Annotated in this window: 16 protein-coding genes; 8 read left to right on the top strand and 8 right to left on the bottom strand. The window is 44.2% G+C overall.

Going from position 1 to position 16,985, the window contains the following annotated elements:
* Position 1 precedes the first annotated feature (1 nt).
* Entirely contained in the window at positions 2-1,222 is a 1,221-nt protein-coding gene (locus HMPREF1091_RS02980) for an ABC-three component system protein (RefSeq protein WP_002563357.1), read from the bottom strand.
* Between the two features lie 432 nt (positions 1,223-1,654).
* On the opposite strand from HMPREF1091_RS02980, the gene HMPREF1091_RS02975 reads away from it, so the two are divergent.
* The 5 genes from HMPREF1091_RS02975 (at position 1,655) to HMPREF1091_RS02960 (ending at position 6,607) form a co-directional block, all read left to right on the top strand.
* Positions 1,655-3,205 carry a glycoside hydrolase domain-containing protein gene (locus tag HMPREF1091_RS02975; protein ID WP_002563356.1) on the top strand — a complete coding sequence of 517 codons (1,551 nt, stop codon included), beginning with the start codon at positions 1,655-1,657 and terminating at the stop codon, positions 3,203-3,205.
* 123 nt (positions 3,206-3,328) lie between these two features.
* Complete coding sequence (locus HMPREF1091_RS08220; RefSeq protein ID WP_002563355.1) at positions 3,329-3,958, top strand: hypothetical protein; 630 nt, start codon at positions 3,329-3,331, stop codon at positions 3,956-3,958.
* A gap of 1,166 nt (positions 3,959-5,124) precedes the next feature.
* A complete protein-coding gene (locus HMPREF1091_RS02970) occupies positions 5,125-5,589 on the top strand; it encodes a phage holin family protein (protein ID WP_002563354.1) in 465 nt (154 codons plus the stop codon).
* Between the two features lie 243 nt (positions 5,590-5,832).
* On the top strand, positions 5,833-6,231 hold the full coding sequence (locus tag HMPREF1091_RS02965; RefSeq protein ID WP_002563352.1) for a hypothetical protein: 399 nt from the start codon (positions 5,833-5,835) through the stop codon (positions 6,229-6,231).
* Between the two features lie 175 nt (positions 6,232-6,406).
* Positions 6,407-6,607: a hypothetical protein gene (locus HMPREF1091_RS02960; RefSeq protein ID WP_002563351.1), complete on the top strand. Its 201-nt coding sequence runs from the start codon at positions 6,407-6,409 to the stop codon at positions 6,605-6,607.
* 662 nt (positions 6,608-7,269) lie between these two features.
* Here the strand turns inward: HMPREF1091_RS02960 and HMPREF1091_RS02955 are convergent.
* Complete coding sequence (locus tag HMPREF1091_RS02955) at positions 7,270-7,644, bottom strand: EXLDI protein (protein WP_002563350.1); 375 nt, start codon at positions 7,642-7,644, stop codon at positions 7,270-7,272.
* A gap of 285 nt (positions 7,645-7,929) precedes the next feature.
* Here HMPREF1091_RS02955 and HMPREF1091_RS02950 point away from each other — a divergent pair, with 285 nt between their 5' ends.
* The gene (locus HMPREF1091_RS02950) at positions 7,930-8,259 is read left to right on the top strand and encodes a GNAT family N-acetyltransferase (protein ID WP_051058325.1); all 330 of its coding nucleotides are present in this window, start codon (positions 7,930-7,932) and stop codon (positions 8,257-8,259) included.
* A gap of 112 nt (positions 8,260-8,371) precedes the next feature.
* On the opposite strand, the gene nox is transcribed toward HMPREF1091_RS02950, so the two are convergent.
* The gene (nox, locus tag HMPREF1091_RS02945; RefSeq protein WP_002563348.1) at positions 8,372-9,724 is read right to left on the bottom strand and encodes a H2O-forming NADH oxidase; all 1,353 of its coding nucleotides are present in this window, start codon (positions 9,722-9,724) and stop codon (positions 8,372-8,374) included.
* Between the two features lie 387 nt (positions 9,725-10,111).
* Positions 10,112-10,567: a hypothetical protein gene (locus HMPREF1091_RS02940; protein ID WP_002563347.1), complete on the bottom strand. Its 456-nt coding sequence runs from the start codon at positions 10,565-10,567 to the stop codon at positions 10,112-10,114.
* Between the two features lie 227 nt (positions 10,568-10,794).
* Here HMPREF1091_RS02940 and HMPREF1091_RS02935 point away from each other — a divergent pair, with 227 nt between their 5' ends.
* Both HMPREF1091_RS02935 and HMPREF1091_RS02930 read left to right on the top strand, forming a co-directional pair.
* Positions 10,795-11,337, top strand: a complete 543-nt coding sequence (locus tag HMPREF1091_RS02935) for a glutathione peroxidase (RefSeq protein ID WP_002563346.1) — start codon at positions 10,795-10,797, stop codon at positions 11,335-11,337.
* Positions 11,337-11,807: a MarR family winged helix-turn-helix transcriptional regulator gene (locus HMPREF1091_RS02930; RefSeq protein ID WP_002563345.1), complete on the top strand. Its 471-nt coding sequence runs from the start codon at positions 11,337-11,339 to the stop codon at positions 11,805-11,807. The genes HMPREF1091_RS02935 and HMPREF1091_RS02930 overlap by 1 nt, the downstream gene beginning before the upstream one ends.
* Here HMPREF1091_RS02930 and HMPREF1091_RS02925 read toward each other — a convergent pair.
* The 4 genes from HMPREF1091_RS02925 to HMPREF1091_RS02910 all read right to left on the bottom strand — a co-directional run bounded on the left by HMPREF1091_RS02925 (position 11,789) and on the right by HMPREF1091_RS02910 (position 16,945).
* Positions 11,789-12,925: a CobW family GTP-binding protein gene (locus tag HMPREF1091_RS02925; protein WP_002563344.1), complete on the bottom strand. Its 1,137-nt coding sequence runs from the start codon at positions 12,923-12,925 to the stop codon at positions 11,789-11,791. The genes HMPREF1091_RS02930 and HMPREF1091_RS02925 overlap by 19 nt on opposite strands.
* Positions 12,926-13,075: 150 nt before the next feature.
* A complete protein-coding gene (locus HMPREF1091_RS02920; protein ID WP_002563343.1) occupies positions 13,076-14,323 on the bottom strand; it encodes a metal-dependent hydrolase family protein in 1,248 nt (415 codons plus the stop codon).
* 120 nt (positions 14,324-14,443) lie between these two features.
* The gene (locus tag HMPREF1091_RS02915) at positions 14,444-15,925 is read right to left on the bottom strand and encodes an APC family permease (protein WP_002563342.1); all 1,482 of its coding nucleotides are present in this window, start codon (positions 15,923-15,925) and stop codon (positions 14,444-14,446) included.
* Positions 15,926-16,141: 216 nt separating this feature from the next.
* The gene (locus HMPREF1091_RS02910) at positions 16,142-16,945 is read right to left on the bottom strand and encodes a class I SAM-dependent methyltransferase (protein ID WP_002563341.1); all 804 of its coding nucleotides are present in this window, start codon (positions 16,943-16,945) and stop codon (positions 16,142-16,144) included.
* Positions 16,946-16,985: the final 40 nt, after the last annotated feature.

The following is a 16,985-nucleotide window of genomic DNA, read 5'->3' as shown; positions in this document are numbered from 1 at the left end:
ACTACATCACCTTCTTTGGATCGACTGTAGACGATGATGCTTTAGTTTGCTCATCAAAAATGTCGCACATCTGTATAAAGAAGGATGTCAGGATGATACTGATGCTCTGTCGACATTTACCAGCTTTTTGGATGGTGCTGCATATGGTGTTGAAAATTTTGGACTGGTTCTCAGTTTTCAACTTCAGCTGAACGTAAAGACCGTGCATTTTTGACCTCAGTACATCCCAGTCACATTCACCAGATTGACACAGAACAGTAAGCTCTGCATGAACTTTTATGTAGCTTTTAATGACGGAATTTCTTATTTGGTCCTTCTCTTCCTCATATAGGCTCTCATTAAATTTCCGATCAACAGAAACAGCCGTAAATACCTGTGAGGCATCCGCCGTTAGATCTGCGTCTGAAAGCTTACGAACCGCAGCAGATATTTGACCTCCTAGGTTGATATCGTTAATCGCAGCCTCTAGAGCCAATTCAATAGACTGCGCTTCTTTAACCTTCTTTATTTCTTTTGCCAATTTCGGAGTGCCACTCATCACGAATTGTGCAAAACAATCGGGACATAGGGCAACTAGATTTGTAACGGCTTCTGCATTTTTTAGTTTTGGATTAATCTCCGCCACTTCGTACAAAGGCGCAACGTTAGAGCCAGAAACAGCAATGAGTTTCTTAGCGCATCCAGGGTTAGAACATGTATTATTGGCTTCACACAGTAAGTAAGAGCCGTGAATACGCTTTAGCTGGCTAGATAGTTCCCTAGTATCCGCTAGATAGTCATCGGTTGATGTTTCGGTTACTGGAATGCCAGCATTCTTCTTAATGTACTTCAGCAGATAGTTCTTGACTTGTTTACCAAGATTCTGTTTTGAAAAGACAACACCTCTTTTTGAAAATTCTTCTATCATCTCTTGCTTGGCTCCATCAGAAAGAGTTTCGATAGACAAAACAAATGGTGCAGAGTTTAAATTTCTAATAATCAAGGAACTTACCTCTGCTGAAAACCCTCGAGCAAGCCAGTTTTCTGCATCTTTATCCGTCACACCTACGCCAGCATCGGTAGTAATTTGCTCCCACAGCTTTTTTAGCTTTTTGTTGCCATTAAATTGAGCCTGAATCTTAGGCTCATCAGTAAGCTCAGCAACAAGTTCCAACAGGTATTCCTTTTTCGTACCGCTCCACAGAAATCCATAAAGCAGGTCAAATAACTCAGAAAAATTCACTCTGACCTGCTCCTTTCCAAAAATTCAAAAAACTTGAGTGTTCGTGAGGATACTTGAGGGGTTTAAAAATCGCCTCGGGTACCTATAACAACGGTATCTGGGTCTGGGTTAGAGTGACTATCCGTGAAGGAAGCAGCTACTCAGACGGTATGTCAGCTTCACTATCGTCACCTGGCGGTAGTACGAGAGGTATTAAATACGGCAATTTTAACAATTGGAAAATTGGCTCATCTGGTTGTACCGAAGACATCTGTTTAGGTAAACCTGGAACAGGAAGAACAGTTACCTACAAAGGCGGTGGTCAAGGAACTACGTATAGTAAACGTGTTACGGTTTGGTAGGTAAACCAATTCAACATGTTTTTTAATGCATCTCTTACATCAGTAAGAGATGCATTTCATTTTATAAAACTCAGACGTGAAGGAGTTTGTTATGGCAGATCCGATGGTATTAAGAACTCAACAATGGCTCAATAAAACCTATGGAAATAATTCAAATTTTGGCTCAGTAAAAGAGAGTGGAAGCACTGGTTGGGACACCATTTACGGTCTTATTCGTGCGCTTCAAATTGAACTCGGAATTACTTCTACCGCAAATAATTTTGGTCCTGGAACACAATCTCGCTTTAAAGCAAAGTACCCAAATGGCATTAACGACACCGTTCTTGCACAAGCCCCTACATCAAACATTTACTCGATTGTTCAGGGTGCTCTTTGGTGTAAGGGCTATCCTGCCGTTTATGGTAAGAAGGTCACTCAAGACTTTACTGAGGGTATGAAAAGTTCCATTAGAACCATGAAAAAGGACATGGGTATCGGTGGTGAATGGATGATTGATCTCGATATCATGATGACGCTTCTCTCAATGAAACAATTCAAGCTACTCAGCGTATATGGTGGCAAAGAACCCATCCGCTCGATTCAACAAACCATCAATAGGTCTTATCGTGGATATACAGACATCGTACCTACCGACGGTTTATATGGCCGTGAAATGAATACAGCAATGATTCAAGTGCTTCAAAAAATTGAAGGATACACGCCATCTCAAGCAACGGGATATTTTGGAAACGGAACTAGATCTAATTTAAAAACAATTTCTTCAGGTACGAGCGAGTGGGTTTGGTTGGCAAATGCTGCGTTAGTCTGTAATGGTTATGACGCACCATCATCCAATACCTGGACCGAGGGCACATATCGTGCAGTTCATAAATTCCAAGTGGATTATGTACTTCCCGTATCTCATGTGGTAGATAAAAACACGTGGATGAGCTTATTAACGTCTAAAGGGAATCCCGATAGACCCTGCATCGCGTGTGACACACGATTTGAAATTACAGATGAGCTAGCAAATCGACTGCGTGCTGATGGTTATAAAATCGTTGGTAGGTACCTTAGCGAGCCCGAGCAAGATTCTAAGAATGAAAGTGATTATTTCAAGGCACTTAGAACAGGAGAACTTGAACGCATTATTACCCACGGTTTAAAGTATTTTCCAATCTTGCAAGAATACTCAACGCGATTGGAGCATTTTTCTTCCCAAAACGGTACTCAGCATGCTAAAAAAGCACTTGCAGCTGCTAAGCGACTTGGTGTTCCTCCAACGATCATCTATTTTGCAGTAGATTATGACGCAACCGATCCTGAGGTAAGTTCAAACATTATTCCATATTTTAAAGCGGTGTCTGATAATTTAGGAAACGGATATAGTGTTGGAATCTATGCTTCAAGAAATATTTGTACAAGGGTAATTAATGCAGGATTTGCAGAGGCAGCATTTGTATCAGATATGAGCACGGGCTTTTCTGGAAACCTGGGCTTTCCCATTCCTAAAGACTGGGTGTTTGATCAATTCCATGAGATTAGTGGCTATGGCAGTAAATGGGACTTAGATCGTGTAGCATACTCAGGTGCCTATCCAGCCTGCAGCTCCACATCAAGTATTCAAGAAAATAAAGATCGGTTTGCATTATGGGCTGAGTAGGTAAAAGACAAATACGTAACTCTTTCGAATAATCAACAGCCTGACTATATTATTGGCAGAAATATTCTTGAGACCCTAAGAAAACCGACATACTGGGATAAAAGTTATACGAGCCTTGCTTGGATGGTTTACACACCTGAAACAGAAGAAGACTCTGCTGTTGCAGAAAGGGAAAATGTTGCAATCGCTTGTAAATCAGCTGGAGATATTGTGAGTAGCCTCCGTCCAGAAGATGTCCCACACTTTGCTGCAACATCTCTTGGCTATTTAACTTGGGGAAGTGACATTCCTCAGAACGAGATGGGGCTTGGCGATTTTGGCGGTTGGGCATTTGATACTTTGCAATTCTGGGGCGATTATCTGAATCAGGAAGGAGGTATGGATTTAGATACTTTTTGTAACTCATACCTTGGAAGTAAAAATTATGGTTTTGGAAATGATGACCTACAGGCAGATGTCGATGCATATCTACTTGTGCATGCATATTGGAAAGGCAAGAAGTCCTTTTCGCAGGCACTAAATGATATGAGAAGCATTAGTCCAAAGGCTAGGCGTTTTGAGTTTTTTATTAAACGTTTTGGCGGAAGCAGACAAAACGTTCAAGATGCGTTCTGGTATATGATGGAAAAACAACCAATTCCTTACGCTACAGAAGAGATTTACAAACTAATTTCAAAGGCTAAACGTTTGCCCAATAAGGATGAAGCATATATTTTAGCGCGTTCCTTTGCTACAAAACTGCTCTATAGCTAAGGAACTTTTATTTCAAGCTGACGCTGGTTAAGACCAATGTCAAAAACTCCATTCGTTTGAATCTGTACAACACCATCTTGAAAAGTTGCAGTCCAAATCTCACTGGGATTGTCATAGCGAATATCGTCTTGACCGTCCCAGTGATAACCAGAGTGTTGCCCTAGGCCAATATAGACGGGACAAAAGATAAATATCTCCTTTATGATCTCCTACAAAATAAAAATCAGAGCAAATAATTCTTATGTGACCCACATCTCCACTAAGAGGAATTTCATATAAGTTTTCAGTTGAGAACAGCAACAAACCAGAGCTAATGATAAAAACAAAAGTGACTATGACATTCAACAGCCATTTTATTAATCTTAAAAAACCACTCTGAGCAATCAATACTGAAAAGTATAGGTTTCCCACAAGCAATGCCAACGTAAAAAGCAGTATGAGATAATTAGTATTGATGAATCATTGAAAGAGGATTAGAGGCTTGTTGAATAGGCTCGTTTCAGAATATAGAGCTCCTGAACAAAAGAAAATATAGGTGTAAACTAATAAGATCAGTAACGTAACGGCGTACCCACCTTTATTAGCATTCTTCTTCACTAAGCCCATCTTGTCTCCCATGCTAAGCTGCTTCTTTATAGCTTCTTTATATTAACTTGCTGAGAGATATTTTGCCCTGAATCCGTATCAAACACATCTCTACCCAACCAACTGCTATTCATGATTTGATTGCGGGATTACCCGCAAAGGAAAATGCAGATGTACTGACAGAAGTATTTACCAGTACATCTGCAAAGCTAAAAAGGTTTATTTAAAGGTAGGGAGATAGTAATAGGTCATACCTTCTATCGTTATTATCGCCTAACCTTCAGCCCAAGTTTGGTAAACCTGAAATCTCGAATGAAAGTAAGAGCAGCTTTCCTGACAGTGCGTCTGCATATGAGTTTATTGCCGAGCGAGAAAAAACTCATGGCAGAAACTGCTGAGCTTACGATAGCTGGTACAGCTGATGTAACTACCCTCAAAGAGAGTTCTACTTGCAAGTAATCTAAGCTACCTCAAAACCAAGACGGGTTGCACGCTTATTGATGAAGCGGTAAGCCGCGCAGAAAAATACTGAAAGTTCAAGCACCGCATCTTAAGGTGCTTATTTTTTAAGGAGAAAACTCATGGACGCAAAAACTACCTGGGCAAATGTACAGGCACTCGCAGCAGTATCAGGAGGTGTGTTCGGTTGGTATTTAGGTGAATACACAGGCTTTTTCTACTGCCTTTTAGCCTTTGTGATTATCGACTACGTGACAGGTGTGGCAGCAGCTTTTATCAACCACAGGCTTTCTTCCAAAGAGGGTTTTAAGGGCATTGCTCGCAAGTTCACCATCTTTGTTTTGGTGGGAGCAGCAAATCTTTTGGATGTCTATGTGCTCGGTCAAGGTGATGCACTTCGTTTTGCCACCATCTGTTTTTACCTCTCAAATGAGGGTATCTCGCTTTTAGAAAATGCCACGGCGCTCGGACTTAAGATTCCAGAGGGGCTATCCGATGCTCTTACCTCAATTTCCCACAAGAATAGAACACCGATTGAAACACCCTCAACAGATGAAGCAGATGTCATGCCTAAGCAGGGTGAATAAGGACTCATTGAGCACGTCAGCATACATCTCGACTCACTTGATTGGAGAAAACCATGAGCTACGAATACATCGTGCGATTTGGCGCTAAATGCTTCACACGCGGACGCCAAGGACACAGCATTAAACGCATTGTCATTCACCACTGGGACGATCCAGAAAAGGCACCAAGCTTTGATGGAGTCCTTTCATGGTTTGTGTCAGAGCGAGGACGAAACTCTGCACACTACGTAGTAGAAGACGGCCGTGTGGCATGCAGGAGACTGGGTAGCTACCCTCGAATCCATCGGCATTAAATGTAATCCGAGCTGCTCTTCAAGCGATAAACGTACGGTAGCTGAGCTTGTCAAGAATATCCGAGCACGCTATGGGAATCTGGCTATGGTCGGCCACAAAGACATCGTCTCAACAGGATGTCCTGGTCGCTACTATCCACCAAGTGAAGTACTAGCTCCATATCTAGGAGGCACCACTCCAGCACCTGTACAAGCCTCAAGTACTCCTTCTGGGCCAAGCACAAACATTCAAGCACTGGCTGAGGCTGTAATCATCCATGGCGAGTTTGGAAACGGTGAGGAGCGCAATCAAAGACTTGGTGCGCTCTATCATAAGGTACAAAGACGAGTAAACGAGAAGCTCTCATAGCATATGAGGGCGTGCGGGTGTGCTAGATCTTATGAGGTCTGGTGCATCCGCTTTTTTCTTGTAAGACAAATCTGTGGCGTATGAATATTCAAAAGGGCTAAAGAAACTCTTATGAGGTTAAGTTTTCCAGTCAAGTGGCTGTCCCAAGTAGAGAGATCTATTGAAAGGACAGTACATGAATATGCCAACAGAGCCTTTTGATGTAGACTTGCAAATTCAGTTCAGTGAAGCTGAGCTTATCTGCACACGTCTCATCAAAGCAAAAGTCATCAAACAGGATGTGTATGAGCGCCTATCGGCGGCGTTCATACAACTTACTCAAAGTCCGTATATCACGCGTCAAAGCTATGAGGTGACCTGTCATATCACCCATTAATGAGTTACATATCAAAACCTAAGAGCTTGTGGTTGGGATTATAAGGCTATAACTAATTTCTGTAGGCTTACACACGATGAGGTGAGAAGCTTTTGTGCAACACATCGCCTTGAAAGTAAACATGAACTGGTGACTCATGTGTGCCAATGCGTGAGGCTTCTCTAGGTGGACACTCAGATCTTGCTAAGTTTTGCTCAGATAGCTGCCGTCACAAAGCATGGATGAAGCAACAAGAATATGAACATCCAAAGCACTGTCAAATGTGTCATAGGGCCTTTTCAAAATCGACGCACATACATCAAAAGTTTTGTAGTCACCACGGTTATATCGCTTGGCGCTACAAACGTTCATCTTGGATTTTACCTGCCTTTTTGCCTGCTATTAGCTTCCAGGTGAGTGACGTATACACACGATTTAACACATTAGGTACCGCAGGAGTTATAAATGGGTGACTTTGAAAAACTTCCTCTAAAGAAACGTTTAAGAATTGACTACAGGTTGCTGTCTACGTACGTGTATCTACGGCGAATAAAAAGCAAAGCTCGTCTTTAGCCAAGCAAATTGAAGCCTACCAAAGATGCACTGAGAACGAGTCGCTCTAGGATTTGGTGGGCATCTTTGTTGATAATGGTATGTTAGCCCGCAACTCGTACTTAAGCTTTTTAAATGTCGAGATATTCGACCTTTTTCGGAGCCGAACTCTTTTGTAGTACATGAACAACATCTTGTCCTATGAGTTGCTCTAATTCCTCATAGTTATCAGCGATATGTAGCTGATATTGTGGTTTCCACCAATTTGAATCCTGGGCCATTTCTCCCCATGTTTCATCCTTAAATGAGGCAGATGCACTCCAAGCAGGATTTTTTCGAACTACACAGGCCAGTTTTTGACGTGGCGTTTCGTAGAGGCGATATACTATTTCGAAGCCCTCAACATGTTGTTGACATCTACCAACTAACTTGCCTTTGAATACTTTTTCGCACTCTACATCATCCTTGTAAAGTGTGACGTGTACCTCTTCAAATAAATCATCCATAAGGAGCCTCGTTCCATAAACCTGTCTTCGTGATAATTCTATCGTTTCTTTATATTTGTCATAATATAATTTTCAGCACCTCTTTATGCCTACCAAGAACCTCTTTCGACACCCCCTACAACTACACCCTTCTCAGAAGTAGCGTTTATTGCTTGGACAATTGGGCTTTGGGATACAAGGGACTCACAAACAGTGAGATTTTAGAAATCATCGTGAGCAAACAGCAAGTAGGCATTAAATATATCAGCGGTAATCCTGAGCTTTTAAAACTCTTGCAGCAGCACCTTGATATTCGTAACTAAAAAATGTGCTTCTCTTGCTCACGGCTGTATTGCCCTTGCCACAAAGATGGACAACCGCTTTGTATCTACTGCTTCTATCTCTGCAGTATCTCCCTATGGAGCCATGATCATTGGAGTAGCGACGCTAAAAGCATATCGTAATCGTGGCCTTGCCACCCACACAGTCAAACAGCTCTGCCAAGCCTGTAAAGAAGCTGGACTCAAAAAACTAGTTCTTTACTTTGATAATCCTCTTGCAGCAAGTATCTATCTCAAAATTGGATTTACGATTGTTGATACGTATGGTGTACTTTCAGACGGATCTTCTCATTAGTAGAGCTAAAAAACGCAGCCCACAAAAGAGCTGCGTTTTTGCATCTTACCTATGCTGTTTTCTGTAGCTTATATAAGCTCTAGGCTCATGTGATCATGAGCCATTATGATCATTAGCCATTAAGTACGGCGCTGTAGGCTGCCATGGTATAGAAGTTGTAAGGCTGGTTGAAATGAGGAAGGAAAAAGACATCGAGCAAAGCAAGTCGATCAATGGTAATGCCTTCCTGAATGGCCAAAGAATACATATGGATGCCGGCAGTCATATCATAGGTAGAGGCCATCTGAGCACCTAAAACTTTACGAGTGGTTGCATCGTATACAATGCGAATCTTTACCTCAGGGTTGTCGGTCTCCATAAAGAGCGCCTTCTGAGCAGCAGTAAAATCGCTCACCTTAGCATCAAAACCAGCAGCCTTTGCATGTTCCTCAGTAAGACCGGTAGAAACCATCTTAAGGTCATAGATGTTTATACCAGAAGAACCCTGAACACCAATGGATTCAAGAGCAGTACCACACACATTGTGACCTGCAACAATACCAGAACGAACGGCATTAGTAGCAAGAGCAATATAACTCTCCTCACCGTCCTTGGCATTAAAGAAGGTAGCAGAGCAGTCACCAATAGCGTACACATCATCTTTGCTGGTCTTCTGATGATGGTCAACCACCAGCGCGCCGTTCTTGAGCATTTCAAAGCCTTGGTTAGCAAAAAGCTCCGTGTTAGGCTTAAAGCCAGTGCAGATAACCACCATGTCTGCATCGTAACCGCCCTTATCGGTAACAACACGAGACACCTTGCCATTCTTACCCTCAAAGCGCAACACAGCCTCACCAAAGTGCAGCTTTACGCCGCCACGCTCAAGCTCATCTGCCATAAGATCAGAAAACTCGCGGTCAAAGTTGCCGGTTAAGCAGGTAGGAGCCATGTCGATAAGATCAACCTCACGACCATTGCGCTCAAAAGCCTCTGCCAGCTCAACGCCAATATAGCCAGCACCCAAGACAGTAACTTTGCGAATGGAGGGATCTTTTAGTTTGTCAATAACAGCCTGAGCATCTTGGAAGAGCTTAACCTGCTGGATATTCTCAAGATCTCGCCCCTCAAAGGGAGGAATAATAGGCAGAGAACCCGTAGCTAGGATAAGCTTGTCATAGCTTTCCTCGATCTCACTACCATCTTTCCTAATGGCATGAACCTTCTTGGCATCGTAATCAATAGAGTCAACACGGGTCTCCATAAACACCTGGGCACCCTTTGACTCAAAGCCCTCTTTGGTTTGATAAAACAGGCCATCAGAGCCAGAAATCTGCTTGCCAATCCAAAGTGCCATGCCACAGCCTAGGAAGCTGATGTTGGAATTTTGGTCGATAATAGTCAGCTCGTTGCCCTTATAAAGGTCAAGAATGGTATTGCTTGCTGCAGTACCTGCATGATTTGCACCAATAACGACAATCTTACTCATAAGCGGCACCTTTCCTTGGTCACTAAGACCTTTATGGCCATACGGCTTCCTATAATTAAGAACACTTACTATATTACTACGTAAAAGATAACAATTAATCCACATTCATGTGAACGTATATTTTTATTGGTAAATAAAAATACGTACCGGGTATTTCTCCATCTATTCAAATATTTAAATAAGCTGTAAATAAACTAAAGGACTTGCTAGACAAGTTTAAATTTCGACAATACCTAACTCTTTATCTCAAGCAAAGCCTTACTTATGTAGGAACATGACGCTACCGCATTGGAAACTACCCTGCACCATACTAAATAGATGACAGTTAATTACTTGTGTATGCTTTTAAGAGGGCACATAAAAATCTATGGACCCTTATTGGAGTATTTAGCTTACACGCTGCTTTGACAGAAGCTCTCTTGCATCTGCTGCCCAAACTTCAAGGTACTCACTGGTTTCTGTAGACTCACGCCGATTATAAAACAAAGTGAATATTGCTCCAAACACCCCAGGATAAGATTGGGTACGAATGAGCTTTACACGAGAATCAGAAAGGGGCACAACTTTACAGCTCAAGCACGAGACAAGGGGCTTATGTTCGGCTTTGATGCGTACGGTAAGCTCCTGTGGATTAACCTCAGTTAAAACAGAGTTCATCTCAAGACCCTCTTTAGTGGTGACTACGTAGGTTCTACCACTCACACAAAAAGGCATCTGATCGTTAGCATAAGTCACATCTTTATTGGTGCTTAAACGCTTAAGCCAGACATTCATTCTTGTAAGTGACTCCCAAGCAATAGCTGCTGGAACATCAACCTCAAGCTCTTCTGTATAGGTTTTCATACTACTACCCCTACATATCAATACAGAGAATCTATAGTAACTAGATTGTAGTATCTCTATTCAAACGCCTATAGGCAATATCATGTTTTATCGTGCAGGCCTTTATAAAAATGTAATTCCTCTATATTCTAAAATAATTGTACACAATTAAGTTGTACACAACTAAAATAGAGCTAAGCAGAAAAGGCGCTTACCATAGTGGTACGCCCTAAAGGAAGGAACTCTTTATGTCTGTTTATGATTTTACCGTTACCAATCCTGATGGCAGCACTACCTCCCTTTCTGAGTATGAAGGCAAGGTCTTACTTGTGGTAAACACGGCAACTGGCTGTGGCTTTACCCCTCAGTATGAGGATCTTGAGGCAATGTACGCTGAGTTTCGTGATCAGGGCTTTGAAATTCTCGACTTCCCCTGCAATCAATTTGCCGGCCAAGCTCCTGAATCCGATGATGAGATCCATGCATTTTGTACCATGAAGTTTGGCACTGAGTTTCCCCAGTTCAAGAAGATTGACGTTAATGGAGAGGACGCAGACCCTCTGTTTGTCTCACTCGCAACTCAAATGCCCTTCCAGGGCTTTGGCCATGGTCTTAAAGCTAAGGGTCTTGAGAAGTTTGCATCTGTCAACAATAAGAAGTTTGGCGATAAAGCCTATATCATGTGGAACTTCACCAAGTTTTTGATTGACCGTGAAGGTAAGCTGGTTGCTCGTTTTGAGCCCACCGTTGCCATGGATGAGGTTAAAGCTGCGGTAAAGGCTCAACTCTAATGCCTGATATGAATAACAACGCTGCAGATCAGATGCTTAAGCTAGATAATCAGCTGTGTTTTTCTTTATATGCTAGTGCAAAAGAAGTGGTGCGTCGCTATACCCCTTTTTTAGAGCCGCTGGGACTGACGTACACACAGTATCTTGTCATGATGGTGCTATGGGAGCTCAAAAAGACCACCGCAAAATCTCTTGGCGAGCGCCTCTACTTGGACTCTGGTACCCTTACTCCCCTGCTGCGTAAGATGGAAGCAAAGGGCTTGCTTGTGCGCGATCATGACCAGCAAGATCAACGTGTGCTCACGGTTGAGCTAACTCAAGCCGGCCATGATCTCAAAAAGCAGGCACAAAGCATCCCTCTTGCCATGGCTGACTGCTTTGATTTCACATCAGATGAGGCAAGAGAGCTGCGTTATCTTCTCGATAAGGTACTGACAAATGTACGGGTTTCTCACCCTTCAGAAGGATAAGCGGTAAGGCAAGCGTCAAGCTCTCTTATAATCTCTTCCTTATCCATATGACGGCCGATAAAGCAGAGTTTGATTACGCGGTCACCGTACTCGGAATCCCAGTCTTCCAGCAGTTCAGGATGCTCAAGCAGCATCTGCTGTTTTTCCTCTTCTGGGAAGGAATCATAGAACAGACCATTCTCGTATAGCTGAACCTGCTTTCCGGCCTGCTCAAATACATAGCTCATGTCATAATCGCAGCTCAGCCAAGCTTTACCCTTTACACGAATAATGCTTTCTGGCCAACTGCTCACAAAATCATTGAAGCGATCAATATCAAAGGGCTGGCGGCGATCATACACAAAGGTGGAAATTTCATATTCCAACACCTCGGGATCGTCATGCTCCTCGGGATGCTCCATGGCATCCATCCAAACGGCAGAGCGATACGCCTTATCAAAATCAAAGCGATCGGTACTCACAAGCTCGCTCATGGGGACTTCTCCCCTTACTGCCTCAACAATAGTGGCATCACGCTGCAAACCGCGGATAATGGCTTTGAGCTCATTCATCTGCTCTGGTGTTACCAGATCACTCTTGTTGAGAATAAGTGTCGTGCAAAACTCGATCTGCTGGATAAGCAAATTCTCTAGATCGTCTTCTTCGAGCTCATCAGAAAGCAGCGCCTTGCCGCCATTAAACTCGTCATACATGCGCGCACAGTCAACCACGGCCACAATGTTATCAAGCTCAAGATGAGCATGCCTATCAGATTTCTGACTCTGATTGCAAAACGCCGTAATGGTATAGGTAATGGGGATGGGTTCACAAATGCCAGATGCTTCGATAAAGATGTAATCAAAATCGCCTGAATCAGCTATATCACCAAGCTGCAAATTAAGATCATTCGATAAGGTACAGCACAAGCAGCCGTTAGTCAGAGGGATAACCTCGTCACCATTGGCAAAGCCACCCTCTTTAATAAGGCTGGCATCTACGTTTATCTCACCAATATCGTTGACGATAACCGCAGCTTTAATGCCCTCAGTGTTGGCAAGAATACGATTTAATACGGTAGTCTTGCCCGCGCCAAGGTAGCCGGTAATAAGCGCAATTTTGACATTCTTTGGATCGGCCATGTGAACTCCCCATTCCTTAAACACGATCAAGGCACCCAGCAGATGGGCGCTATGCGCACCAGACGGTGCGCATAGCAACAAACAAAGACAACCGTACCTCGGTTGGAACCATAAAGACACCGAGGTCCGCAATAACCCTAGGCGGCAGCCTTAGAGGGCGCCTGTAACAACAATATTGCCCTCTTTCATGATAACGTCCATGTTATCAGGCGTGAGGTTGTGAATATCCGCTGCGACATCGCCCTTAACCACAAGAACGTCAGCAGACTTACCAGCCTCGAGAGAACCAAACTCATCCTCGTGACCCAACATCTTAGCGCCATTAAGCGTGGCTGCCTTGATGGTGTCAAGAATGGAAATGCCAGCCTTCTCGACAAAGGCGTACATCTCTTCGATCGTAATGTAGCCATACGGGGTAACAAAGGAGAAGGAGTCAGAACCAATAGTAAGAGGCACGTTGAGTTCGTGAGCACGACGCAGGTTAGCGTAGGTGCGCTCAAGGCCCTTCTCGACAACCGTCTCACCGGGGAACTTATCCAGCTCGGGCGTCCACTCAGGTGGATAGGTGGAGTACCAGGTGGGCAAAAAGCCAATGGTAGGCGTAAAGTAAGTGCCATTCTCGGCCATCAGGTTCATAGTCCTATCGTCAAGCTCAAAGCCATGAATAAGCTGGGTGCAGCCAAAACGTACGCAGTCATACGCTGCATCAAAGTTGTTATAAGAGTGCGCCCACAGAGGAATTCCTACCATGCGGCACTCGTCGGCAATAGCCTTGATTTCCTCGGTGCAGAACAGCTGCAGACGGTCGGAGTCCCAGCGCCAAATGCCGCCGCCGGTTGCCCAAATCTTGATTGCATCGGGGTTCTCACGCAGGCGCATACGAATAGCCTTGCGCAGCTCCCATGGGCCATCAGCCTGGAAGCCCCAAGGGTGAGAATCCTTGGAGATCTGCAGAGGCAGGTGGTGTGAATCGCCATGGCCGGCTACGCGGCAGAAACCAAGACCGGTTGCAAAGATACGAGGACCATTCATAACGCCCATATTAACGAGGTCACGAATAGCAATACCGTTACGACCAATCTCGCCTACCGTAGTAAGGCCGTGGCTCAAAGCGTCATAGGCCTGCTTAACGGCGCATGCCTGCTTCTGAGCAACGCTCTCGATAACCCAGTCATTGTCGTTATCGGTCAAATTGCCCGAGAAGTGTAGGTGCGTGTCGATAAGACCAGGCATGACAGTTTTACCTGTAGCGTCAATGACCTCATAACCAGCGGGAACCTCAGTAGACTTGCCAGCATACGTAATCTTGTCGTCGTCAATGAGAACAAGCGCGTCGTTAATTGGCGCAGCGCCAGTACCGTCAACGAGCATTCCTCCTACAATTGCGTACTTAGCCATGATGTTTCCTCCAAATCCTTTCTGTGTAACTGACGAAACATACGTGCCGGTAAAACAGGTAGAACAAGGTGGTGCTCATAACGCTATGCGAACCAAAGAGAGCTCACAAAAGACCTGCGCTTACTGCGCAACATTGGTTGGACTTGCAGCCTGTGACGAGGGGTCTTTCGTAGCACTCGGTTTGCCAAAGATGAAGAAAATTGCAAAGCCAACAACAATCCACACAATGGTGATAATCCACTCAACTGGCTTGAGCGCTGCTGGGCTCATAGGAACAACCATCAAAAGAATGATGATCAAGCCTGCTGCTATGGCCGCCAAGATTCCAGCCTTACCACCGTTTACCTTATAGGGACGGTTGAGACCAGGCTCAGTCTTGCGCAGCTTGAGGCAGGCAAATCCAGCCATGGTGCACGCAAAGATAAAGCCAAGAGATGCAACGGCTGTAAGCGGGAGCAGCATATTGCCACCAAGGAAGGGTCCAATGAGGGTAAGCACCGCAAGTACAATATTTGCTTTCTTTGGAGTTCCAGATGCAGGATCAAGTTCCGCAAAGGATGCAGGAAGCATTTCCTTACGGCCAAGAGCAAGCATCAGACGGGTGGAAGCACCAAAAAATGCGTTCATGGGGCCAAGAGGTCCAAGTGTTGCAATGATGAGCATTGCGATATAGAAGAAAATATTGATCTTTTGCAGTACCGCAAGAGCAGGTACCGATGCCTTAACAAACTCATGCCAATCAATGATGCTACCAAAGGCATAAATGCAGATAAGATAAAATACGCCAGATGCAAGCAAAGCAATTGCGGGAACCAAACCAAATTTCTTCCAGTCTAGCCCCTCAGAGGCCTCTTCTGCCTGCTGAGGAATAGTATCAAAGCCTGCATAGAAAAACGGCGTCATAACAAGCACGGCCATAATGCCGCCCAACAAACTGGTTGCTTCGGTTGCCTTGCCACCTGCAGCACCAGATACCTGGGAGAAGATAGGGCCAGCATTAGAAGGAGAGCCTGTTGCAAACGATATGACCATCGCCAAAATCATGCCGGTAAGTAAGGCTTTCGTAAGAAATGATGAGAGTTTTGCTGCAGCACTTGCGCCGTGGAAATTTAAATAGATAACAAGGACTGCAAAACAAAGTGAAATAACGGTTGGCCACAAATAAACATCAGCACCCATTATTGAGTAGAGCTTTACCGATGTAAGCCATGAAAGGGCCTCAAACTGTGAGAAGCGATCTGCAAGAAGTTTTGATATGGCAATTGCTTCCCAAGGACACAAGGGAGCATTGCCTAAAAGCAACATCCAACCCGTAAGAAAACCAAGTTTGCGCCCAAATGTACGTTCTACGTACTCAATAATGCCACCCGAAATGGGAATGGCAGCCGTAAGCTCCCCAAAACACATGCCAATGGGGACCAAGAACAAGGCACCGATTGCAAATGCAATCATAGCGGGGAATGGACCTCCGCCAAGTACCATCCAATCGCCTACAAGAAGAACCCAGCCAGTGCCGATAATAGCACCAAAACCAATGGTGAAGAAGTTAAACAACGTAAGCTCTTTCTTCATTTCTCCACCTGAAGCAGCTTTCTCTGGCATTGTTCACCCCTCTTTCTTTTTAAACAAACTCCTATCCCTGATCTACCTTACCGAGCACCTAAGTTAATACCTGCTAACTTATGATTTGATTATACGTAGCTATGAATAAATGAGCATACATTTATTACTTTACCGTTTTTGACTTGACAAATTAATAAAAAAGGGATTCTTAGCTGCGCGTCCAACCTTATCCCTGTGTCAAACTATACTTGCGCACTATAGACGCTGTAATACCAAATAGCGGTTGAGGTTGTTTTCCTTACCATCGGCGCTAAATTGCGCACAGATACGAACTTGAGTACCAAGAGAGGCGACAAGATCTTTGAGTTCGTTTTGTGTAGTGTGATGACAATAGCGCCAAGTGTGTCCTTGATTTTGCCAGCCTATGAGGTAGTCATTTTCCTCTAATACACTGGGATCAAGCTGCAACTGCTGCAAGGCTTGCTCGGTGGTCTGCCGTGCTTTTCCAGCAAGTTTTACGCTGTTCATAAATTGCCAAAATGAAACGCAAAGATATCCTTTTGGCTTGGTCTTCTCTACCAAAAGCTGCAGGAGCTGTGAGCGATTTTGCCTACCCGGCACATGATGCATAAAGCCAAAGGCTACCACTACATCACAAAGCGGCACCTCTAATTGGGCTGCCAAGGTACCATCCAGAAGGCTGGTAATTATATCCAGCTTAATAAAACTACATTGAGCGTTAACCTCTGTACTATGAACCAACGGTTCACAATTATCCACCGCATAATATGCCCCAGGATGCACCAGTGTTTGCCCTGTTAAAAAGCGAGCAAAGCGTAGATTGCCACAGCCCATATCAAGCACAAGGAGTTTCTCGACAGCCATGAGCGCGGGCATAGCATCCAAACAGGACTGCCATCCTTGCCAAGGCAGCTGTCGTGTGGCAGAAAAACTCAATGCCTGCTGTTTATAAAACTCAGACGTAATCTGGTTGAGCTGACGAGCAGCTTGCAAAGAGATCGCTGGCCTTGTGTTTGACGTGTCCCAAGAAGTATTCATACGTGAATTTTACTCTCCTGTTGCTGCTGCGGTACGCGCA

Source organism: Atopobium minutum 10063974 (genome assembly GCF_000364325.1).
GTDB classification, from domain to species: Bacteria; Actinomycetota; Coriobacteriia; order Coriobacteriales; family Atopobiaceae; genus Atopobium; species Atopobium minutum.
This window is presented reverse-complemented; position numbering and strand designations above follow the sequence as displayed.